Source organism: Microlunatus spumicola (assembly GCF_039536445.1).
GTDB lineage: Bacteria > Actinomycetota > Actinomycetes > Propionibacteriales > Propionibacteriaceae > Microlunatus > Microlunatus spumicola.
Genome location: NZ_BAAAYR010000004.1, coordinates 590,416 through 611,855 on the forward strand (window position 1 = coordinate 590,416; position 21,440 = coordinate 611,855).

18 protein-coding genes and 1 pseudogene are annotated in these 21,440 nt (G+C 74.6%); 9 read left to right on the forward strand and 10 right to left on the reverse strand.

Annotated features, from left to right (window positions below):
* Window positions 1–77 precede the first annotated feature (77 nt).
* Window positions 78–281, forward strand: coding sequence for a hypothetical protein (locus ABD665_RS15650; protein ID WP_204913545.1), 204 nt, complete (start codon window positions 78–80; stop codon window positions 279–281).
* A 33-nt stretch (window positions 282–314) separates the two neighbouring features.
* On the opposite strand, the gene ABD665_RS15655 is transcribed toward ABD665_RS15650, so the two are convergent.
* The 4 genes from ABD665_RS15655 to rplM all read right to left on the reverse strand — a co-directional run bounded on the left by ABD665_RS15655 (window position 315) and on the right by rplM (window position 4,183).
* Window positions 315–1,748 (reverse strand): ATP-binding protein, encoded by a 1,434-nt coding sequence (locus ABD665_RS15655; RefSeq protein ID WP_204913546.1) that lies wholly within the window; start codon window positions 1,746–1,748, stop codon window positions 315–317.
* Window positions 1,745–3,097, reverse strand: a complete 1,353-nt coding sequence (gene glmM, locus ABD665_RS15660) for a phosphoglucosamine mutase (RefSeq protein ID WP_204913547.1) — start codon at window positions 3,095–3,097, stop codon at window positions 1,745–1,747. The genes ABD665_RS15655 and glmM overlap by 4 nt, the downstream gene beginning before the upstream one ends.
* Window positions 3,098–3,148: 51 nt before the next feature.
* Window positions 3,149–3,649 carry a 30S ribosomal protein S9 gene (gene rpsI, locus ABD665_RS15665; RefSeq protein WP_204913548.1) on the reverse strand — a complete coding sequence of 167 codons (501 nt, stop codon included), beginning with the start codon at window positions 3,647–3,649 and terminating at the stop codon, window positions 3,149–3,151.
* A 75-nt stretch (window positions 3,650–3,724) separates the two neighbouring features.
* The gene (gene rplM / locus ABD665_RS15670) at window positions 3,725–4,183 is read right to left on the reverse strand and encodes a 50S ribosomal protein L13 (protein WP_204913549.1); all 459 of its coding nucleotides are present in this window, start codon (window positions 4,181–4,183) and stop codon (window positions 3,725–3,727) included.
* A gap of 569 nt (window positions 4,184–4,752) precedes the next feature.
* Here rplM and ABD665_RS15675 point away from each other — a divergent pair.
* Window positions 4,753–6,019, forward strand: a pseudogene (locus ABD665_RS15675) (citrate synthase).
* Window positions 6,020–6,097: 78 nt separating this feature from the next.
* On the opposite strand, the gene ABD665_RS15680 reads toward ABD665_RS15675, so the two are convergent.
* Both ABD665_RS15680 and ABD665_RS15685 read right to left on the reverse strand, forming a co-directional pair.
* Window positions 6,098–7,333, reverse strand: a complete 1,236-nt coding sequence (locus ABD665_RS15680; RefSeq protein WP_204914993.1) for an ADP-dependent glucokinase/phosphofructokinase — start codon at window positions 7,331–7,333, stop codon at window positions 6,098–6,100.
* Window positions 7,330–8,190: a ketose-bisphosphate aldolase gene (locus ABD665_RS15685; RefSeq protein WP_204913550.1), complete on the reverse strand. Its 861-nt coding sequence runs from the start codon at window positions 8,188–8,190 to the stop codon at window positions 7,330–7,332. Before ABD665_RS15685 ends, ABD665_RS15680 begins: the two co-directional genes overlap by 4 nt.
* A gap of 197 nt (window positions 8,191–8,387) precedes the next feature.
* On the opposite strand from ABD665_RS15685, the gene ABD665_RS15690 reads away from it, so the two are divergent.
* The 6 genes from ABD665_RS15690 to ABD665_RS15715 all read left to right on the forward strand — a co-directional run bounded on the left by ABD665_RS15690 (window position 8,388) and on the right by ABD665_RS15715 (window position 15,711).
* Window positions 8,388–9,197 (forward strand): DeoR family transcriptional regulator, encoded by an 810-nt coding sequence (locus ABD665_RS15690; protein WP_204913551.1) that lies wholly within the window; start codon window positions 8,388–8,390, stop codon window positions 9,195–9,197.
* A gap of 119 nt (window positions 9,198–9,316) precedes the next feature.
* Window positions 9,317–10,639, forward strand: a complete 1,323-nt coding sequence (locus ABD665_RS15695) for an efflux RND transporter periplasmic adaptor subunit (RefSeq protein WP_344742506.1) — start codon at window positions 9,317–9,319, stop codon at window positions 10,637–10,639.
* Window positions 10,636–11,373: an ABC transporter ATP-binding protein gene (locus ABD665_RS15700; RefSeq protein ID WP_344742507.1), complete on the forward strand. Its 738-nt coding sequence runs from the start codon at window positions 10,636–10,638 to the stop codon at window positions 11,371–11,373. The genes ABD665_RS15695 and ABD665_RS15700 overlap by 4 nt, the downstream gene beginning before the upstream one ends.
* Window positions 11,370–12,653, forward strand: a complete 1,284-nt coding sequence (locus ABD665_RS15705) for an ABC transporter permease (RefSeq protein ID WP_204913552.1) — start codon at window positions 11,370–11,372, stop codon at window positions 12,651–12,653. The genes ABD665_RS15700 and ABD665_RS15705 overlap by 4 nt, the downstream gene beginning before the upstream one ends.
* Before the next feature lie 63 nt (window positions 12,654–12,716).
* Window positions 12,717–13,589 carry a DUF5666 domain-containing protein gene (locus ABD665_RS15710; RefSeq protein WP_204913553.1) on the forward strand — a complete coding sequence of 291 codons (873 nt, stop codon included), beginning with the start codon at window positions 12,717–12,719 and terminating at the stop codon, window positions 13,587–13,589.
* Window positions 13,582–15,711, forward strand: a complete 2,130-nt coding sequence (locus ABD665_RS15715) for an efflux RND transporter periplasmic adaptor subunit (protein ID WP_204913554.1) — start codon at window positions 13,582–13,584, stop codon at window positions 15,709–15,711. The genes ABD665_RS15710 and ABD665_RS15715 overlap by 8 nt, the downstream gene beginning before the upstream one ends.
* 25 nt (window positions 15,712–15,736) lie before the next feature.
* On the opposite strand, the gene ABD665_RS15720 is transcribed toward ABD665_RS15715, so the two are convergent.
* From ABD665_RS15720 to ABD665_RS15735, 4 genes are all read right to left on the reverse strand, one after another.
* On the reverse strand, window positions 15,737–17,419 hold the full coding sequence (locus tag ABD665_RS15720; protein WP_204913555.1) for an ATP-binding cassette domain-containing protein: 1,683 nt from the start codon (window positions 17,417–17,419) through the stop codon (window positions 15,737–15,739).
* A gap of 61 nt (window positions 17,420–17,480) precedes the next feature.
* Window positions 17,481–18,023, reverse strand: a complete 543-nt coding sequence (locus ABD665_RS15725) for a peptidase (RefSeq protein WP_204913556.1) — start codon at window positions 18,021–18,023, stop codon at window positions 17,481–17,483.
* A 147-nt stretch (window positions 18,024–18,170) separates the two neighbouring features.
* Window positions 18,171–19,577 carry an ATP-binding protein gene (locus tag ABD665_RS15730; protein WP_204913557.1) on the reverse strand — a complete coding sequence of 469 codons (1,407 nt, stop codon included), beginning with the start codon at window positions 19,575–19,577 and terminating at the stop codon, window positions 18,171–18,173.
* Window positions 19,578–19,580: 3 nt separating this feature from the next.
* Window positions 19,581–20,237, reverse strand: a complete 657-nt coding sequence (locus ABD665_RS15735; protein ID WP_204913558.1) for a response regulator — start codon at window positions 20,235–20,237, stop codon at window positions 19,581–19,583.
* Between the two features lie 76 nt (window positions 20,238–20,313).
* Between ABD665_RS15735 and ABD665_RS15740 the strand changes: the two genes are divergently transcribed.
* Window positions 20,314–21,411, forward strand: a complete 1,098-nt coding sequence (locus tag ABD665_RS15740) for a hypothetical protein (RefSeq protein WP_204913559.1) — start codon at window positions 20,314–20,316, stop codon at window positions 21,409–21,411.
* Window positions 21,412–21,440: the final 29 nt, after the last annotated feature.

Sequence of the window (21,440 nt, forward strand, 5' to 3'; positions counted from 1 at the left end):
GGACGAGCTCCTCCGGGCGCCGCAGGCGGTGCCGTGTTCCGGGCCCCGGCCGGGGGACCCGCGGCTACGGTGGGGCCATGGCGCACGAGCAGGGCCCGCTCCCCCCGCAGAGCCGGCTGAGCGCCGGCACCGCGTTCAAGGCCGGCTTCTTCGGCGCCTTCGGCGTGCTCGTGTTCTGGCTGCTGCTGTCGCTGGTGCTGGGCGTGGTCGCCCTCGTCCTCGCCGCGCTCGACGTGCTGCCGGGCGTCGCCCGGGTGTTCCAGGCCGTCACCGGGTCCTGAGGTCGGCCGTCGGGCCCGGCCGGTCCGGCCCTGCTAGCGCGGGGCGCTCGTCCGCGCCGTGGCGCTCGGGAAGGTCAGCACGAAGGAGGCGCCGCCACCCGGGGCGTCGGTGACCGCCACCCGCCCGCCGTGCTGGCGGACGACGGAGTCGGTGATGGAGAGGCCGAGCCCGGTGCCCGGGGTGGCCCGGGACGCCTCGGAGCGGAAGAACCGGTCGAAGACGAAGGGCGAGTCCTCCTTGCTGACGCCGCGCCCCTCGTCGCTGATCCGCACCTCCCCGTCGGCCAGGGTCACCGAGATCGTGCCGCCCGGCGGGGAGTACTTGACCGCGTTGTCGAGGACGTTGGTGAACGCCCGCGACAGCAGGTCCGCGTCGCCCTGGAGCCGGACCTCGTCGAGCTGGACGGCCCACCCGAGGCCGGGGGCCCGCATGCTGACCCGGTCGACGGCCTCCTCGAGCACCGAGGTGAGGTCGACCTCCTCGAGCTGGGCGTAGCTCCGGTCCTCCCGGGTCAGCCCGATCAGGTCGGAGACCAGGGTGGAGAACTCCATCAGCTGGGTCCGGACCTCACGCATGATCAGCACCCGGTCGCCCGGCGGCAGCATCGCGTGCTCCGCGTCGGCGGTGAGCAGCTCGATGTTGGTCCGCATGCTCGTCAGCGGCGTCCGCAGCTCGTGGCCCGCGTCGGCCACGAACCGGGCCTGCCGCGCCCGCGAGACCTGGACCGTGTCGAGGAGGTGGTTGAAGGCGATCCCGAGGCGACCGATCTCGTCGTCGCTGTCGACGGGGACCGGCTGGAGGTCGTCCTGCGCCGCGCGCTGCTCGACCGCCGCCGTGAGCTCCCGTACGGGCGCCACGCCGGCCCGGGCCACGCGGCGCCCGACGATGCCGGCGGCGACGACCGCGAGCAGGCCGAAGAGGCTGAGGGCCAGGGTCAGCGCCTGGAGGATCTGCTGGGCGCCGGCCATCGGTCGGGCGACGAACAGCGCGAGCCCGGGTCGCTCGCCGATCGGGACGACGTGCACCCGGTAGGCGGCCCCGGTCCCGGTGCTCGCCATGTGCGTGGTCGAGGCGCTGCGCCCGGCGGCCACGGCGACGTCGCGGCTGCCCACCTCCACGACCGCGGCGTCCGGCGCCCGCACGACCTGACCGTCGGCCCGGACCACGGCCGTCACGATGTCGTCGTCGAACTCGCTGGTGCTCGCCAGGAAGCGGGTGACCGCCGCGTCGTCGGGGGTCGGGCCGAGGGCGCGCAGGGCGGTGTCCGACACCGAGGCGAGGACGGAGTCGACCGCGCTGTTCACGGAGATGCGGGTCGCGAGGTAGCCGCCGAGACCGGTGAGGAGGACGGCGAGCGCGACGATCAGCAGGGTGAAGCGGCTGACCCGGCGCTGCAGGGACGGGCCGAGCCGCAGCCAGCCACGTCGCGGGCCCCGAGCCGGCGGCGCCGCACCCTGCTCGGTCACAGGGTGAGCTGCACCCGGACGACGTCCGAGAGGCGCTGCGCCACGGCGTCGGCCACGTCGTACGACTCGGCCTCCACCATGACGCGGACGAGCGCCTCGGTCCCCGACGGCCGCAGCAGCACCCGACCCTGGTCGCCCAGCTCGGCCTCGGCCTCGGCCACCGCCGCGAGCAGCCCCGGGTCCGTGCCGGCCCGGGCCTTGTCGACGCCGGGGACGTTCACCAGGACCTGCGGCAGCCGGTGCATCACGGCGGCGAGGTCGGCGAGCGTGCGGCCCGTGGTCACCATGCGGCTGGCCAGGTGCAGGGCGGTGAGCACCCCGTCGCCGGTCGTCGCGTGCTCCGACATGATCACGTGCCCGGACTGCTCGCCCCCGAGCGTGTGCCCCTCGGCCTTCATCGCCTCGAGGACGTAGCGGTCGCCGACGGCGGTCTGCTCGACCTGGATCCCGGAACGGCGCATCGCGTGCAGGAAGCCGAGGTTGCTCATCACCGTGGCCACGACGGTGTCGTTCTTGAGCCGGCCGTCCTCGTGCATGGCCAGGGCGAGCACGGCGAGGATCTGGTCCCCGTCGACGATCCGTCCGTCGGCGTCCACGGCGAGGCAGCGGTCGGCGTCGCCGTCGAGGGCGATGCCGAGGTCCGCGTGGTGCTCCAGGACGGCGGAACGCAGCGAGTCCATGTGCGTGGACCCGCAGTTCTCGTTGATGTTGAGGCCGTCGGGCGTCGCGTGGATGCGGACGACCTCGGCGCCCTGGGCCTCGAAGGCGGCCGGCCCGGCCACGAAGGCCGCGCCGTTCGCGCAGTCGAGGACGACCTTGAGGCCGTGCAGGCTGACGGGGGTCCCGACGCTGTTGACCAGGTGGGCGACGTAGGTCTCGACCAGCGAGTGGTCGTCGCGCACGCGCCCGACGCCTCCGCCGGTGGGGCGCGCCCAGGTCTCCCGGAGGCGGCCCTCGATCGCGTCCTCGACGACGTCGTCGAGCTTGACGCCGCCGCGGGCGAAGAACTTGATCCCGTTGTCCGGCATCGGGTTGTGGCTCGCCGAGAGCATCACGCCCAGGTCGGCCTGCTGCTGGCCGGTGAGGAACGCGACGCCCGGCGTCGGTACCACGCCGAGCCGGACGACGTCCACCCCGGCGCTGGCCAGGCCGGCCACGACCGCGGCCTCCAGGAACTCCCCGGAGGCGCGCGGGTCGCGACCCACCACCGCGAACGGCCGGTGGCCGCTGAACTCCCCCGCCTCGCCCAGCACGTGGGCGGCGGCGACGGCGAGGTCCAGCGCCAGCTCGGCCGTCAGCTCGTCGTTCGCACGACCGCGCACCCCGTCGGTGCCGAAGAGACGCCCCACGGGGTCAGCGTGCCAGAAGGAGCGTCGGCACAGTGGACGGACGCGAGATGATCAGCGCTTGCTGTACTGCGGAGCCTTGCGGGCCTTCTTGAGACCGGCCTTCTTGCGCTCCTTGATCCGCGAGTCGCGGGTCAGCATGCCGGCCTTCTTCAGGGCCGGGCGGCTGGCCTCCTCGTCGACGAAGTTGAGGCAGCGGGCGATCCCGAGGCGCAGGGCGCCGGCCTGGCCGGTGACGCCGCCGCCGTGGATGCGCGCGATGACGTCGTACGAGCCGCTGACGGCCGCGGTGCCGAAGGGCTCCTCGACGATCTGCTGGTGGATCTTGTTAGGGAAGTAGTTCTCGAGGTCGCGGCCGTTGATGGTCCACTGACCGCTGCCCGGGACGATGCGCACGCGGGCGATCGCCTCCTTGCGACGGCCGGTGGCGCCGGCGGGCGCGACGACGGCGGGGCGGTTGCCCGAGCCGGTGGCGCCCGGGTTGGCCTCGGAGCGGTAGGCGATCTCGCGGTCGCCCTCGCTGATGGGGGCGATCTCGGTGACGGTGTCGGTCACGTTGTCAGGTCCTTAGAGAAGCTCGGTGGTGCGGTCGGTACTTCGGCTGGTCGGCGCGGGCGCCGACCGGGGGTGCTACTGGGCGACCTGCGTGATCGCGAACGCCTGCGGCTGCTGGGCCGAGTGCGGGTGCTCGGGGCCGGAGTAGACCTTGAGCTTCTTGATGAGCTGACGGCTGAGCCGGTTCTTGGGGAGCATGCCCCAGACCGCGAGCTCGACGACCTTGCGCGGGTCGCGGGCGAGCAGCTCACCGGCCGGGATCGACTTCAGACCACCCGGGCGGCCCGAGTGGCGGTGGTACATCTTGTCGGTCCCCTTGCTGCCACCGAGGGAGATCTTCGACGCGTTGACGACGACGACGAAGTCGCCCCCGTCCATGTGCGGCGCGAAGGTCGCCTTGTGCTTGCCGCGCAGCAGCGTGGCGACCTGGACGGCGAGGCGCCCCAGCACGACGTCAGACGCGTCGATGACGTGCCAGTCCCTCGTGAGGTCACCTGGCTTCGGGCTGAACGTCTTGTTGTCGTTCGGGGACAAGGTCGTGGACCAGCTCTCGGATCAGTGGGTGGATCGATCGTTCGTACGTGCGGTTCGTGGCGGTGCGGTCGTGCTCGCGCGTCCCCTGGGCACCAGGCCGGGCACGGCTCGAACACGTGCGCGGACGCAACGACCCATCAGGTTACCCGCGCTCTCCGGGGCCGGTCAAAACCACACGGGGAGCACGTCGTGACCGGGCCGCGGACGACCCGCCGGACGGGCGTCCAGGATGCCACGCCCGGAGACCCGCGGGGCGCCGTCCGGGGACGGCCACGGTCCCCGCCGCGCCCGGCGTGCGGGTCGGGCGTGCGCGACCGACCTCCACGAACCACGACCGGAGGTGGTGGTAATCACCCCCGCACGGCGCCCACCGCCCTTCTCCGATAGTCGGACGTCCTTCTACATTGGGGCGCATGACCGACGTGTCCACGACCGACGCCGCCCTGGACCTCAAGCCCCAGCAGCCCGCCCTCGACGTCCCGAACGACCCCACGCCCGCCGGGGTCGACGACCCGGGTCCGGAGGGCAGCGACGACACGGGCCCCGCCGGCAGCGGCGGCCGCGACACCCTGACCGTCACGGACAACCGGACCGGGCAGACCTACGAGCTCCAGATCACCGACGGCACCATCCGCGCCGCCGACCTCAAGCAGATCAGCGCCGCCGGCGAGGGTCTCGCGACCTACGACCCCGGCTTCGTGAACACGGCCTCGTGCCGCAGCGCGGTCACCTACATCGACGGTGACGCGGGGATCCTCGAGTACCGCGGCTACCCGATCGAGCAGCTCGCCGAGCACTCGACGTTCCTCGAGGTGGCCTACCTGCTGCTGAACGGCGAGCTGCCCACCGAGGCCGAGCTCGAGGAGTGGGTGCACCAGATCACCATCCACACCTTCCTGCACGAGAACGTGAAGCAGCTCATGCAGGGCTACCGCTACGACGCGCACCCGATGGGCATGCTGATGTCGTCGGTGAGCGCGCTGTCGACCTTCTACCCCGACGCGGTCAAGATCGCCGACGTCGACAACCGTCAGCTGCAGATCACCCGGCTGATCGCCAAGATGCCGACGCTCGGCGCCTTCGCCTTCCGCCACGCGCAGGGCAAGCCGTACGTCTACCCCCGACAACCGGCTGTCCTACGTCGAGAACTTCCTCGCCATGCTCTTCAAGATGAGCGAGCCGACCTACGCCGCCGACCCGCGGCTGGTCAAGGCCCTCGACATCCTGCTGATCCTCCACGCCGACCACGAGCAGAACTGCTCGACCAACGCGGTGCGCTCGGTGGGCTCCTCGCAGGTCGACCCCTACTCCGCGGTCGCCGCGGGCATCGGCGCCCTCTACGGCCCGCTGCACGGCGGGGCGAACGAGGCCGTCCTCAAGATGCTGCGCCGGATCGGGTCGGTCGACCAGATCCCCGCGTTCATCGAGGGCGTGAAGGCCGGCAAGGAGAAGCTGATGGGCTTCGGGCACCGGGTCTACAAGAACTTCGACCCGCGCGCGACCATCATCAAGAAGGCCTGCGACGACGTCTTCGAGGTCACCGGGGTCAACCCGCTGCTCGAGATCGCCCAGGAGCTGGAGCGGATCGCGCTCGAGGACGAGTACTTCGTCAAGCGCAAGCTCTACCCGAACGTCGACTTCTACTCGGGCCTCATCTACGAGGCGCTGCAGTTCCCGCCGGAGATGTTCACGGTGCTGTTCGCGATCGGCCGCACCCCGGGCTGGCTCGCCCAGTGGGCCGAGCTCGTGCAGGACAAGGAGCAGAAGATCGCGCGGCCGAAGCAGATCTACACCGGCCACCGCAGCCGCGACTTCGTGCCGATGGCGGACCGCTAGCAGCAGGACCCGGCCGACGGCCCGGCAGGCTCTCCAGCCTGTCGGGCCGTCGCCGTCCCCGGGCGCGTGGACCGGTCGTCAGGGACCGGCCGACGCGGCGGCCCGGTCGGCGAGCGCCGCCACCAGCCCACCGACGAAGGCGTCGCCCAGCCCCACGGTGGTCGGGACGCCCACGTCCAGGTCGTACGCGGCGCGGCACGTGACCTCGCCCGGCGCCAGGTCCTCCAGGGCGGCGACGAAGCGGGCACCGGCCGGCTGCCGGGGCCGCCGGACGACCTCCGCGAGGAGCGCCGGCGTGACGGCGTCCCCGTGCGTGTACCGGGCGGCGGCGAGGTCCGTCCCGCCGTCGAGCATCGCGCGCCGCGCACGGGCGTCACCGCCCAAAGCGAGCGCCCAGGAGCGCGTGTGCACGACGAGCGTCCCCGCCCCGACGGTGGCGTGGGTCCGCCGGACCGCCTCGAGGACCTGCCGCGGGGACCCGAGGTCGACGGCGCTCCCCGGCTGCTCCTGCAGCTCGTCCTCGTTGCAGGACCAGACGTTGACGGCCGGACCGAGCTCCCGCCGCATGACGTCGGCGAGGCTCCCGACGTGGAACGCCCCGTGCTCGTACACGGCGAGCGCGCCGGGCCTGCGGCGGGCGAGGTGGCGGCGGACGTCCGCCACCCGCCGCGTGAGCGTCGCGCGGTCACGCACCGCGTTGAACCCGGAGACCAGCACGACGTCGGCGCGGGCGGCCGCGTCGCCGAAGCGCTCGGCGACGATGAGCTCGCGGTTGGGCCGGTCGTTGACGTAGATGACGCGGTTCGCCGCGGGGGCGACGACCCGGCGCCCGCCCACCCGTACCTCGGCGCCGGCGGTGAACTGGACGACGACGTGCGGGTCGTACGTGTCCTCCCCCGCGCCGGTGACGACGGCCAGGTCCGCGGGCAGCAGCGCGGACGTCACCGCGCCGGTGCTGACGAGGTGCACCGTGGAGGCCCGGCCGAGCGCCCGCATGGCCAGGCCCGCGCGCAGGTTCGTGCCGCCGAGGGTCGCCCGGCCCGCGAAGCGCCCGGCGAACGCCAGGAGGACGTCGGTCGAGGCCACGAAGTGCTCGCCGCCCGTGCCCGCCGCCAGGTGCGCGAGGAGCGTACGGACGAGGTCACGCTCGTCGTGGACGTCGGCCGCGCCGGCCGTCGGCACCGACCCGACGCCGTGCCGCGTCGCCAGGTCCGTCACGACGTCGCCGTCCCAGACCAGCTCGAGGTCGAGGGTGTTCCCCAGGCCCAGCAGGACGCGGGACGCGTCGGCGGGCGGTCGTCGCCGCTCGGTCAGTAGAGGGCCGCCTTGCCCGCGGCCCGGAACAGGCCGATCTTCTGCGCGGCCACGACCTTCATCGCCCGGACGGCCGGGGGCTGGATCGTGTTCGGCTCGCGCTCGGCCCGGTCCAGCAGGACCTCCCGCAGCTTGTCGTGGTAGGCGACCTTGATGTCCGAGGAAATGTTGATCTTGTTGACGCCGAGCGTGACCGCCTGGGTGATCTCGTCGTCGGGGTTGTTCGAGCCGCCGTGCAGGACGATCGGCAGCGGCGCGACCGCCTTGATCTCGGCGAGCAGGTCGAGCCGCAGTGCGGGCGCGAGGTGGGCGGGGTAGATCCCGTGCCTCGTCCCGACGGCCACCGCGAGGCTGTCGACGCCGGTCTCGGCGACGAACCGGGCGGCCTCGTCGGGCTGCGTGTAGACGATGTCGTCGGTGCCGCTCTCGGCGTAGCCGTCCGTCCGGCCGATCGTGCCGAGCTCGCCCTCCACGGACAGGCCCACGGCGTGCGCGGTCTCCACGACCCTCCTGGTGAGCGCCACGTTCTCGTCGAACGGCAGCAGGGACCCGTCGATCATCACGCTCGTGAAGCCGGCGCGGATCGCCGTCAGCACCTGCTCGTACGTCGCCCCGTGGTCGAGGTGCACCGTGACGGGCACCGTCGAGCGCCCCGCCCGGGCCAGGACCGCGGGCAGCAGGTCCACACCGACGTGGCTGAGCTCGTCCGGGTGGATCGCCACGATGACCGGCGCGTGCTCCTCCTCGCTGACCTGCATGACGCCCTCGAGCATCGCCCAGTCGCTGATGTTGAAGGCGGGCACGGCGAAGCCGTGCCGGTTGGCGACGTCGAGCAGGTCGCGGCCGTTGAGCAGCACGGACGGGTTCTCCTTCGGGTGCGGGGCAGCCGGCGACAGGGACCCTCTCGTTGCACGAACATGCGGTTTCGTGCCGCTTTCTTCCGGCTTCTTCGGACGCTACTCGGCGTCGATCCTGGCGGTCAAGGCGGGCGTCCGCCTGGGCTCGTGCCGTTCTCTGCGTGCGTCCGCGGCTCGCGCTGGCTAGCCTGTGGCCCGTGACCCAGGCGCCGGAGGGGACCCGCCGGCTCCCGGCCGGCCGCAAGGCCGAGCTCGCGGCGTACGTGGCGGAGGTCGGCGAGGCGTCGGTCGCCCGGCTGGCGGAGCGGTTCGAGGTGTCGGTGGACACCATCCGCCGGGACCTGGACTCCCTCGACGCGGACGGCCACCTGATCCGGACCCACGGGGGCGCGGTGAGCCAGGCCGCCTCCCCCCGGCCCGAGTTCGGCCTCGACGTCCGGACCCGCATGCAGGCGGGAGCGAAGGACCGGATCGGCGCGGCGGCGGCCGCGCTCGTCGCCGACGGGATGGTCCTCATGGTCAACGCCGGGACCACGACGCTGGCGCTCGCCCGGCACCTCGGTGAGCGTCGCGAGCTGACCGTCGCCACGAACAGCCTGCGCCTCCCCGCGGAGCTCGCGCCGGCGTCCGTCCGCGACCTGTACGTCTTCGGCGGTTCCGTCCGGCTCGCCGCCCAGGCGACGGTCGGCCCGGTCGGCTTCCCCGACGGCGCCGAGACGCCGGACCCCCGGATCCAGGCCGACCTGGCCCTCGTCGGGGTCGGCTCGGTCTGCGAGGGCAGCGGCTACTGGACGAGCAACCTCGCCGAGGCGGCGATGCTGCGCGACATGATGCACCGTTCGGAGCGGGTCGCGGTCCTCGCCGACTCCAGCAAGCTCGAGCGCCGGCTCTTCGCCCAGATCGCCGACCTCGGCGCCGCGGACTACCTCGTCACCGACGCCGCCCCGCCGCCGTCGCTCGCCGCCGCGCTGGTCGAGGCCGGGGTCGAGCTCGTCGTCGCGCCCTGACGGCGGAGGCGTCACAGCGCCGGCACAGGCCTGCGCCAGTTGTTGCATAGCCGGGCTCAGCACGATCCTCGTGAACCCCTGAGGCCACCGCGCCTCACGAGCAGAACGAGGACGCGACCGTGCGCCGAGCCCGACCGACGAACGCCCACCCCCGGCGCCGCTGGCTGGTCGTCGCGGTGGTGGCGCTGGTCCTGGTCGGCGGTGGTGGCGCCCTTGCGTGGGGCCTGACCCGCGGCACCTCGACCCCGGCGGCGACCGAGCGCACCGTGACCGCGAGCCGGGAGACGGTCAAGGAGACCGTGGGCGCCACAGGCACCGTCGAGCCCGCCCGCCGCGCCGACCTGACCTTCGGCGCGAGCGGCACCGTGACCTCGGTCGAGGTCGCCGTGGGCGACTCGGTGGCGAAGGGCGACGTGCTCGCGACCCTCGACGACGACGACCTGCAGGCCGACCTCGACGCCGCGCAGGCCGAGCTCGAGTCGGCCCGGGACGACCTCACCACCGCCGAGGACGACACCACCAGCACGACGGCCGAGCTGAACGCAGCCAAGGCCAAGGTCGCGACCGACGAGAGCGCCGTCTCCACGGCCGACACCGCGCTCGACGCCGCGAAGCTGCGCGCCACGTTCGCGGGGACCGTCGCCGAGGTGGGCGTGGCCAAGGGCGACACCGTAGGTTCCGGGTCGTCCGGCTCGGGGTCGTCGGGCTCGGGCTCGTCGGGCTCGGGGTCGAGCGGTTCGGGGAGCGCCTCGTCGGGCACGACCGCGGCAGTCACGGTGATCTCGACCGACCGCTACACGGTGTCGGCCGCCGTCGGCAGCGCCGACCTCGCCAAGGTCAAGAAGGGCCTGCAGGCCCAGATCACCACCGCGGGGTCGACCGCGACGGTCTTCGGAACCGTCTCGTCGGTCGCCGTGATGGCCTCGACCGGCACCTCCGGCGGGACCGGGACGGGCACGACCACCATGGGCGGGACCGCGACCTTCCCGGTCACGGTCGCCGTCACGGGTACCCGCAAGGACCTGTACGCCGGCGCCTCGGCCACGGTGTCGATCATCGTCAGCCAGCGCGACGACGTCCTGACGGTGCCCACCGCCGCGGTCTCCACGGCCAACGGCCAGACGGTGGTCACCAGGCTCGTCGGCACCGCGAAGGTGCCCACGCCCGTCACGCTCGGCACCAGCTACGGCGCCACGACCGAGGTGACGAAGGGCCTCGCCGAGGGCGACCAGGTCGTCGTCACCGTCGCCGCCCGGACGCCCGGCGGAACCGCGTCCGGCCGGACCGCCACGGGGACCGGCGGGTACGGCGGCTACGGCGGCGGGACCGGGGGCGGAGGGTTCGGCGGCGGGGGCCTCGTCGGCGGCGGGACCGGCACGGGCACCGGCACCGGCACCGGCCGTACGGGCGGCACGGGCGGCACCGGCGGGGGGACCCGGTGAGCGTCGAGACGCCGGCTGCCGGGACCGCGGCGGCCGAGGCCGAGGCCGTCGTGCTCCTCGACGAGGTCAGCAAGACGTACGCGACCGGCGCCGCGGAGGTGCACGCCCTGCGCGGCGTCTCGCTGCGGATCGACCGCGGCGAGTACGTCGCGGTGATCGGGCCCTCCGGCTCCGGCAAGTCGACGCTCATGAACATCCTCGGCTGCCTCGACGTCGCGACCTCCGGGCGCTACGAGCTGGACGGGGTCGACGTGGAGGACCTCTCCGAGGCCGAGCTGGCGGCCGTCCGGAACCGGCGGATCGGCTTCGTGTTCCAGCAGTTCAACCTGCTGCCGACCCTCTCGGCCTGGCGCAACGTCGAGCTGCCGCTCGTCTACGCCGGGGTGGGCCGTGCCGAACGTCGGGAGCGGGCGCAGCAGGCGCTGGGCCGGGTGGGCCTGGCCGGGCGCGTCGACCACCGGCCGAGCGAGCTCTCCGGCGGTCAGCAGCAGCGCGTGGCGATCGCCCGCGCCCTGGTCACCGACCCCGCGCTGATCCTGGCCGACGAGCCCACCGGCAACCTCGACTCCCGTTCCAGCGAGGACGTCATGGGGCTGCTCGACGAGCTGCACGCGTCCGGACGCACGATCGTGCTGATCACCCACGACCTCGAGGTGGCGGCCGCGGCGGAGCGTTCCGTGACGGTGCGCGACGGCGTCGTGCACCTCGACGACGCGGCGGCGGTGGACGCATGAGCGGCCCTCCGTCCCGCGCCCCCCGCGTACGGGGCGGGGAGACCCTCGGGATCGCGCTCGAGTCCGTGCGCACGCACCGGATGCGCTCGCTGCTCACGGTGCTGGGGATCTGGATCGGCATCGCCTCCGTCACGCTCACCGTCGGCCTCGGCCAGGGCGCTCAGCAGAAGGTCGCGGAGCAGATCGACAGCCTCGGCAGCAACCTGCTCGTCGTCTCCCCCGGCAGCTCGACGACCGGCGGCGTACGGGCCGGGCGCGGCACGGCCACGACGCTCACCCTCGCCGACGCGCAGGCGCTGGCCGACCCGGCCGTCGCCCCCGACGTGGCGCACGTGGCGCCGGTCAGGACCACGTCGAGCGTGCTCACGCAGGGCACCACGACCTGGACGACCACCGTCACCGCGACCACGCCCGACTGGCTCGGCGTCCGGGCGCGCACGCTCAGCGCGGGCCGCTTCCTGACCCCGGCGGACGAGACGACCGCGGCGCACGTGCTGGTCCTGGGCGACACCACGGTGTCCGAGCTGGGCCTGCGGTCCGGCGTCGGCAGCACGGTCACGCTCGGCGGGACGGCCTTCACCGTCGTGGGCGTCCTGGCGGCGAGCGGGTCCAGCGGGACGACCGACGAGGACGACCTCGCGGTCACCCCGATGAGCACGGCCGAGCAGGTGCTGGGCTCCGGGACGGCGGGCTCGGTGTCGTCGATCTACCTCGAGGGCGCGTCCGGTGAACGGCTGTCCGCCGCCTACCAGGAGGCGTACGCCGCCCTGGCGACCCGGCACGGCACCGGCGCGACCACCACGGCGGGGACCGGGGCCGGCGCGGTCAGCAGCGTCGACTTCGCGATCACGAGCCAGCAGTCCCTCGTCCAGGCCGCGACGGCGACGTCGAAGACCCTGACCGTGCTCCTCGCGGGCGTCGCCGGCATCTCGCTGCTCGTCGGCGGCATCGGCGTCATGAACATCATGCTGGTCTCGGTCTCGGAGCGGATCCGCGAGATCGGGCTGCGCAAGGCGCTCGGGGCACCGCCGTCGCTGATCCGCAGCCAGTTCCTGGCCGAGGCGTGCCTGCTCAGCCTGGCCGGCGGCGTCCTCGGGCTCGGCACCGGCTACCTCGGCGCCTGGCTGCTGCCGTCGCTGATCGACCAGCCCGTGACCATCTCGCTCCCCGCCTCGTTCGGCGCGCTCGGGGTCGCCCTGGCCGTCGGCGTCGTCGCGGGGGTCTACCCGGCCTCGCGCGCCGCACGGCTCGCGCCCATCGACGCCCTGCGGAGCGACTGACGCCGGCTCGTCCTCCGCGACGCCGCTTCCCCCACCCTCCCCCCGTACGACCTCAGGAGCACCGTGTCCGCCACCCTCGCCCGCCGCCTGCGCCCGCTCACCCGTCCGGCGCTGCTCGTCGCCACGCTCACCGCCGGCCTCGCCCTGACCCTGTCGGGCTGCAGCGGGTCCGGCGGCAGCACCGCGGGGGCCGACCCCACCAGCGGGACCGGCACGGGCCAGCGCGCCGGCGGTCAGCGCCAGCCCGGGGTGTCAGGGCTGATCGCCTCCGTGTCCGGCAAGACCCTGCAGGTGCAGAGCACCTCCGAGCAGACGGCCGTCACGTGGACGGGCGCGACGACCTTCACCGAGACGAAGAAGGCGAGCGCGTCCGCGCTGAAGACGGGCCTGTGCGCGACGGTCCGCAGCGCCGACGCCTCCGCGTCGCCGGGCACGACCGTCGCCGCGGCGTCGGTGACGCTCAGCCCCGCCGTGGACGGCGCCTGCACGGGCGTCCTGGGCGGTGCGGGCGGCGGGCGCCCGTCCGGGACGCCGTCCGGGGCGAGGCCGTCGGGAGCACCGTCGGGCGCGGCGGGGTCGGGCACGGGCGGCTTCGGGGGGCGCGGGACCAGCGGCAGGGTCACCTCCGTCGACGGCTCGACCTTCGTGGTCGCGGCGACGGAGCCGGGTGGCGGCACCACCACCAGCGACGTCACCGTGACGACCGCCGCGACGACGACCTGGTCCGAGGTCGCGAAGGCGAGCGCCGCCGACGCGACCGTCGGCCGGTGCGCCACCGCCAACGGCACGACCAGCGGGACCGGGGCGCTGACGGCCAGGACGGTCCGGCTCAGCGCGCCGACGGCCGAAGGGACGTGCGCGACGTTCGCCGGGGGCCGCGGCGGCGGGCAGGCCGGCCAGGGGCAGCCCGCCGGTGGGAGCACCACGCATGGCTGACGGCCACGCGTTGCGCCGCGGCCTGCGCTGGGGCGTGCCCGCCGTCCTGGTCCTGGCCGTGGTCGCGTTCTTCGCCGTCCGCGCGGGGACCGCGTCGGGCGCCGAGGCGGGCCGCTACGCCACGACCACGGTCGGCACCGGCTCCGTCGTCCAGACGTACGCCGGCAGCGGCACCGTCGCCCAGGTCAAGGAGGCGACGGCCACCTTCCCCGCCTCGGGCACGGTCACCCGGGTCGACGTCGCGGTCGGTGACCACGTGGAGGCCGGCGACGACCTCGCCAGCATCGACGGCACGGCGCTGAAGGCCGCCGAGCTCCAGGCCGAGCAGACCCTGGCCGACGCCCGGCTCGCGCTGCAGGAGGCGCAGGACGCGGCGGACGCCTCCGCCAGCGCCTCGGCGACCGCGTCCGCGGCGTCGGGCGCTTCGTCCGGCGGGTCGGCCGGCTCGCCCGAGGGCGCATCGGGGGGCGACGGCTCCTCCGCGGCGGGCCGGACCGGAACGGCCCCGTCCGGCGGGACCCCCACCCGCTCGGCCAGCGCCTCGCCCTCGCCGACCCCCACGCGGACGGCCACGCCCACGCCGACGGCCACTCCCACCCCGACCAGCGGAGCGGGGAACGGTGGTTCGGGGAGCGGTGGTTCGGGAGGCGGTGGTTCGGGAGGCGGAGCGGGCTCGGGTTCCGGAGGCGGCGGCACCCTGCCGGCCACGTCCCTGCCGACCCTCGCGCGGAACGTCGTCGAGGCGCAGGCCGCGCTCGACCGCACGGAGCACCTGGCCGCGGAGCAGCTGGCCGCCCAGCAGAAGGCCTGCCTGCGGCTCTCGGTCACCCCGAGCCCGTCCGGCTCCCCGTCGGCGTCGGGCTCGGCCAGCCCGAGCGCCTCGGCCACCCCCACGCACCCCGCGACGAGCCCGACGCCCGGCACCACGCCGACCGGCTCGGCCTCACCGACGGCGACCGCGAGCCCGACACCCAGCGCGACGCCGACCCTCACCACGACGCCGAGCGCGAGCCCCACGGTCACCGCCTCGCCGGTCGCCTCGGCCGACCCGAGGACGATCGCCCGCTGCATCGCCGCGGTGGTCACGCTGCAGCAGACCCAGCAGTCCGACGCCGAGCGGCGGACGGCGTACGACACCGCCGTGAACGCGCTCGTCACCGCCGCGTCGAGCGGCGGCCAGGGCTCGGGCGGCGGCTCGGGCAGTTCGGGTTCCGGCGGCTCGGGTTCGGGCGGTTCGGGCGGATCGAGCAGCTCGGGCGGCGCGGGTTACGGCGGCTCCGGCTCTGGCTCGAGTGGCTCAGGGTCCGGGTCCGGCGGAAGCGGCTCGGGCACCTCGGCCACGTCCGGCGGCGGCCAGACCGGCACGAGCGGGACGGGCGTTACCAGCGGGACGACCGGCCGGAGCGGTCAGACAACGACGGTCGCCTCCGCCGACGCGGCCGTGACGAAGGCCCAGCTCGCGCTCGACACGGCCCAGGCGCAGCTCGAGGCGGCGACGATGACCGCGCCGATCAGCGGCGTGGTGGCGGCGCTGCCCTTCGCGAAGGGCGACGCCGTGACGGGCAGCGACGGGGTGACCGTGGTCGGGAGCGGGGCGGTCTCGGTGCAGATGTCCGTGCCCGAGGCGTCGTACCGGCTCCTGGCCGTCGGACAGCGCGTCGCCCTCACCACCCCGGGCGGCGGCGCGGCCACGGGCCGGGTGAGCCAGCGCGGGCTGCTGCCCGACGCGTCCTCGACCACGACCAGCTATCCCGTCACGGTGACCGCGTCAGGGACGGCGGCACGCACGCTGCCGACCGGGGCCACGGCCTCGGCGGCCGTGACGGTGGCGAGCGCGAAGGACACGACCGTCGTCCCCGTCTCGGCCCTGACCCGGAACGGCACGACCGGCACCGTCCAGGTCCTCGCCGGCGGCGCGGTCACCCGCAAGCAGGTCACGATCGGCGTGGTCGGCACGAGCACGATCCAGGTCGTCGACGGCCTCACGCCCGGCCAGGTCCTCGTCCTCGCCGACACCACGGCCGCGCTGCCGACGACGAGCGCCAACCAGGGCGCGCGGGCGTTCGGCGGTGGTGCCGGGGCGGGCGGGTTCGCGGGGGGTGCGCCGCCGGGAGGTCGCTGACGCCTGCGGACGTCGGTGCCCCGGGTCAGCGGGTCCGCTGCACCCGGGTCTCGTCCCACACGGGCTCGTCGGAGGCGTAGACGCCGCCGTCGGAGCCGAACACCAGGAAGCGGTCGAGGCTCCGGGCGAACCACCGGTCGTGCGTGACCGCCACGACCGTGCCCTCGAAGGCGTCGAGCCCCTGCTCCAGGGCCTCGGCCGAGGCGAGGTCGAGGTTGTCGGTGGGCTCGTCGAGCAGCAGCAGGGTCGCGCCGGACAGCTCGAGCAGCAGGATCTGGAACCGGGCCTGCTGACCGCCGGACAGCGACTCGAAGCGCTGCTCGGCGGCGTGCGCGAGCTCGTAGCGGTCGAGCTTGCGCGACGCCAGCTCGCGCCCCATCCCCGCCCGGTGCTCGTCGCCGCGGTGCAGGACCTCCAGCAGCGTGCGGCCGGCGAGCTCGGGGTGGGCGTGGGTCTGCGCGAACCAGCCCGGTCGTACGCGGGCGCCCAGCCGGGCCTGGCCGGTGTGGGCGACCGGCGCGATGTCGAGCCACTCGACGGGTTCGTGCTCGCGGTCCGGGAGGCTGCCGCCGAGCGCGAGCAGCCGCAGGAAGTGCGACTTGCCCGACCCGTTCGACCCCAGCACGCCGACCCGGTCGCCGAACCAGATCTCCGTGCTGAACGGGCGCATCAGCCCCGTCAGCTCGAGGTCCTCGACCACGATGGCCCGCTTGCCGGTCCGCCCGCCGGAGAGCCGCATCGAGACCTTCTGCTCGAGCGGGATGGCCTGCGGGGGGCCGGCCTCCTCGAACTTGGCCAGCCGGGTCCGCGCGGCCTGCAGCCGGCTCGCCAGCCCGTCGTTGAACTCGGCCTTGACCTTGTACATCTGGACGAGGTCGATGATCTTCTGGTGCTCCTCGTCCCAGCGACGCCGGAGCTCCTCCAGCCGGGCCGAGCGGTCGGCGCGCGCACCCGCGAACGTCCCGAACCCGCCGCCGTGCACCCAGACCGTGTTGCCGACGGCGCCGAGCTCGAGCGCGGCGACCGAGGTCGCGGACTCGGCCAGCAGCTCGCGGTCGTGGCTGACCATGAGCACGGTCTTCGGCGTCGCACGCAGCTGCGCCTCCAGCCAGCGCTTCCCCGGCACGTCCAGGTAGTTGTCCGGCTCGTCGAGCAGCAGCACCTGGTCGGGCCCGGAGAGCAGGGCTTCCAGGGCGAGCCGCTTCTGCTCGCCGCCCGACAGCGTGCGGACCTCGCGGTAGCGGGCCCGGTCGAACGGGATCCCGAGCGCGTTGGTGCAGCACGAGTCGAAGCGCACCTCGGCCTCGTAGCCGCCGGCGTCGGCGTACTCGGACAGCGCGGTGGCGTAGCGCATCTGGACGGGTTCGGTGTCGTCCTCCATCAGCTCCAGCTCGGTCGCGTCGACCGCCGCGTGGGCGGCGCGCAGCCGCTCGGGAGCGAGAGAGAAGAGCAGCTCGGCGACCGTCGTGGCGTCGCGGATCGAGCCGATGAACTGGCGCATGACGCCCAGCCCGCCGCTCCGCGTGACGGTCCCGCTCGTGGGGTCGAGGTCACCGGCGACGATCCGCAGCAGCGTGGTCTTGCCCGCCCCGTTCGGCCCGACGAGGGCGACCACCGCCCCGTCGCCCACCCGGAACGACACGTCGTCGAGCAGCGGCCGCCCGTCGGGCAGGTCGTACCCGACGCCGGCCAGCTCCACGTGTCCCACGTGGGCAGATCCTAGGGCGGCCCAGGTCGGGACAGCGTCGAATTTCTGGCGGGTGCGACCCTCAGGCGGCGAGGAGCAGCGCGAGGGCGGCGGTGTCGGCGTTGCCCGAGGGGTCGACGCCGCTGCGGCTGACGAGCTGGGTGACCGTGCCGTCCACGTCGGCCTGGACCCAGGCGGCGCGGTGGTCGAGGCCGAGGTGCGGCAGACCCGGCAGGAACACGCAGCCGGAGGCGACCTCGTACTCGGGGACGCTGCCGATCGTGCTCTTCGGCGGGTGCAGGACGATCAGCCCGGGCGGGGCCGGGTCCGCGAACTGCCCCGGCCGGAGCGGGTTGGCGCCGACGAGCGAGCCCTCGGCCACGACGAGCCCGACGGCGCCGGGCTGCGGGTCCTCGGGCAGCTCCTCGCGGACCCGGAACACCGTGCTCGCGCCGAGCAGGCCCGGGACCGCGGCCATCCGGACGGCCAGCACGAGGAACTTGGCCCACTCGACGGTGTCGTCCGGCCAGCGGCCGAGCAGCATGAACCCGTAGAGCGACCCGTGCGACTGCAGGGGCGCGACCTCGATCGAGCGCCGGGACGAACCCTCGTGACCTGACGTCATGACGACCCCCTTCGACGGGTGCTGCTGGGGTTCATGCTGCACACGCCGTGGAGAGGACCACAAGAGAACGCCCGGGTTCGTACCGAGTTGTAACAACCGTCCCGCCCGTCACGGAGCCCGTGGAGCATGCCGACGTCGAGGAGCGGGTCAGGCCGCCGGGTCGGACCGGGCCGGGAGGCGCACCTCCGCGCGCAGGCCGCCCTCGGGGGCGTCGGTCAGCGTGATCGTCCCGCCCGCACGGGCGACGAGCTCGGCGACGATCGGCAGGCCCAGCCCGGTGCCACCAGCGTCCCGGCTGCGGGCGTCGTCCAGCCGGGCGAAGCGTTCGAAGACCCGTTCCCGGTCGGCGACGGGGATGCCCGGGCCGTCGTCGGTGACCCGCAGGACCACCCGGCCGTCGGGCCCGGCCGCGACGTCGAGGCGCACCTGCGAGCGCGCGTGCCGGATCGCGTTGGTCGTGAGGTTGACGAGCACCCGGCGCAGCTCGGCCGGGTCGGCGGACACCGTCAAGTCCCGGTCCGGACGCACCGCCTCGACCCGTACGCCCTCCCGGCCGGGCACGTCGGTGGCGACGTCGACGAGCAGCGGCCCGACGACGACGGGTTCGGGGTGGGCCGGCACAGGCGAGTCGGCGCCGCTGCGGGCGAGCAGCAGCAGGTCCTCGACCAGCGCGGAAAGGCGGGCGAGCTCGGGTGCGAGCTCCGCGGGCAGCTCGCCGCCCTCCCCCAGCCGCTCGGCCACCTCGAGCTGCACCCGCATGCTCGCCAGCGGGCTGCGCAGCTCGTGCGCGGCGTCGGCGACGAACGCCCGCTGGCGCTCCCGGGCGGCGGACAGGCGGTCGAGCATCCCGTTGAGCGTGAGCGCGAGCGCGCGGATCTCGTCGGCGGCGGGCGGCACGGGCAGGCGCGCGTCGGGGTCGGGCCGTGCCCCGCCGCGGTCGCCCGGACCCGCGCCGATGCGCTCCGCCCCCGCCCGCAGCTGCTCGACCGGGCGCAGGGTGCGCCCCATCACCACCCAGGCCACGACGGCCATCACGAGCAGCACCACCGGGAACACGACCAGGAGCCCGGTCCGCAACGCGGTCCGCGCGGCGAGCACGTCGCCGACCTGGACGGCGACGATCACCGAGACCGGTGCGTCGGCCGGGCCGGCGGCGACCGCCCGGACCCGCAGCGGGCCGGACGAGCCGAAGCGCGCCCCGTCCACCAGCACGGCCTCGCCGGCGACGGCCGCCCGCAGCTGGTCGGGGTCGAGCACGGGCACGAGGCGGTCGGCCCCGAGCGAGGCGGCGAGCACCCGCTGGGAGGCGTCCACCACCTGCACGAGCTGGGCGCCGGACGTCGGCAGCGCCTCGGGCAGCCGCCCGTCGTCGACGAGCGCGGCGACCTCGTGCGCGCTGGACAGGGCCTCCCGGTCGAGCGTCCGGTCGGTCGACACGGTCAGCGCCTGGTAGAAGCCCGAGCCGGCGACGAGCAGCGCGAGGGCGACGCCGGTGAGGCCGATGACCAGCAGCCGGGTCCGCAGCCCGAGGCTGCGCCTCCGCCGGGCCCGCACGCCCTACCCCACCAGCCGGTAGCCGGCGCCGCGCACGGTGAGCAGCCGCTCGGCCCCGATCTTGCGCCGCAGGTAGCCGACGTAGACCTCGACGGCGTTCGGCGCGGTCTCGGCCGCGGCGTCCCAGACGTGGTCGAGCAGCTCGGTCTTGGTCAGCACCCGGCCCGCGTGGCGCGCCAGGTACTCGAGCAGCGCGAACTCCCGGCTGGTCAGCTCGACGGGCGCCCCGGCCACGTCCACCTCGCGGCTCGCCGGGTCGAGGCGCACCTCCCCCACCCGCAGCACCGCCGGCCGGGCCACCGAACCCCGCCGCAGCAGCGCGCGGATCCGCGCGAGCAGCACCACGTACGAGAACGGCTTGGTCAGGTAGTCGTCGGCCCCGTCGTCCAGCGCGTCGGCCTGGTCGTGCTCCCCGTCCTTGGCCGAGAGCATGAGCACCGGCACCCAGTTGTCCGCCGCCCGCAGCCGCCGGACCACCTCGTAGCCCGAGAGCCCCGGCAGCATGACGTCCAGCACCACTGCGTCGTACGGCTCCTGCCCGGCCCGCTCGAGCCCCTCGACCCCGTCGGACGCGACGTCCACCGCGAACCCGTCCGCCGTCAGGCCCTTGCGCAGGGCGGCGGTCAGGCGCGACTCGTCGTCGACCAGGAGCAGACGCATGGGCACCAGTGTCACCGCTCGCCCTCCGGCCCCGGCTCTCAGCGTGCTGACAGCGAGGGCCTTGCACACTCGGGGCATGCGTTCGCACACTGCTGCTCGGCCCGCTCTGCGGTGGCTCGTCCCCCTCGTCGTCCTGCTCGCCGTCCTGGCCTCGTTCCTGGTCGTGACGAGCGCCAACGCCAAGTCGCCGCTGCCGGCGATCTCGGCGCAGGACCTGCTCGTCAAGGTCGCCGACGCGAAGGTCGATGGGCTCTCGGGCACCGTCGTCCAGAACGCCGACCTCGGCATCCCCGCGATCCCCGGCGGCAGCGGCAGCGCCGCCGGCCAGCTGACCTCCCTGCTCTCGGGCAGCCACACCATGCGGGTGTGGACCGACGGCGCCGAGAAGGCCCGCCTCGCGGTCAACGACGAGTACGCCGAGACCGACGTCGTCACCAACGGCAGCGACGTGTGGACGTACGACAGCCGCGCCAAGACCGCGACGCACACCGCGCTGCCCGACGGTGACCGCACGGCCGACCGCCAGGCGCCCGCCGGTGCGCCGCAGACGCCGCAGCAGGCCGCGTCGGAGGTGCTCGCCAAGCTCACCCCGACCACCGACGTCCGGGTCGACCCCGACGTCACCGTCGCCGGGCAGGCCGCGTACGACCTCGTGCTCACGCCGAAGGACGCCGGCTCGCTGGTCAAGCAGGTCCGGGTCGCGGTGGATGGCGCGAACTTCGTCCCGCTGCGCGTGCAGGTGTTCGGCTCCGCCGACAAGCCGGCGCTCGACGTCGCCTACACCGACATCGCCTTCGGCCAGCCCGACGCCCGGATGTTCGCCTTCAACCCGCCCGAGGGCACCAAGGTGACCGAGAAGGCCGTGCCGGAGCGCCAGGAGCCCACCGCGACGCAGAAGAAGGAGCTCGAGGCCCGCAAGGCGCAGGCCGAGAAGGACACCACCACGGTCGGCACCGGCTGGAGCACGGTCGTCGTGACGAAGCTGCCGAGCGACGCGGCCACGGGCAACGAGACGGTCAAGGGCTTCCTGAACCAGCTCAAGCCGGTCTCCGGCTCGTGGGGCACCGGGCGCGAGCTCGACGGGACGATCGTGACCGCGATCCTCACCGACGACGGCCGGCTGGCCGTGGGGGCGGTCAGCGGCGACGTCCTCGCCGAAGCCCTCGCCCGCTGACCCGCTCCCCGCGACGCAGAGCACCGGCA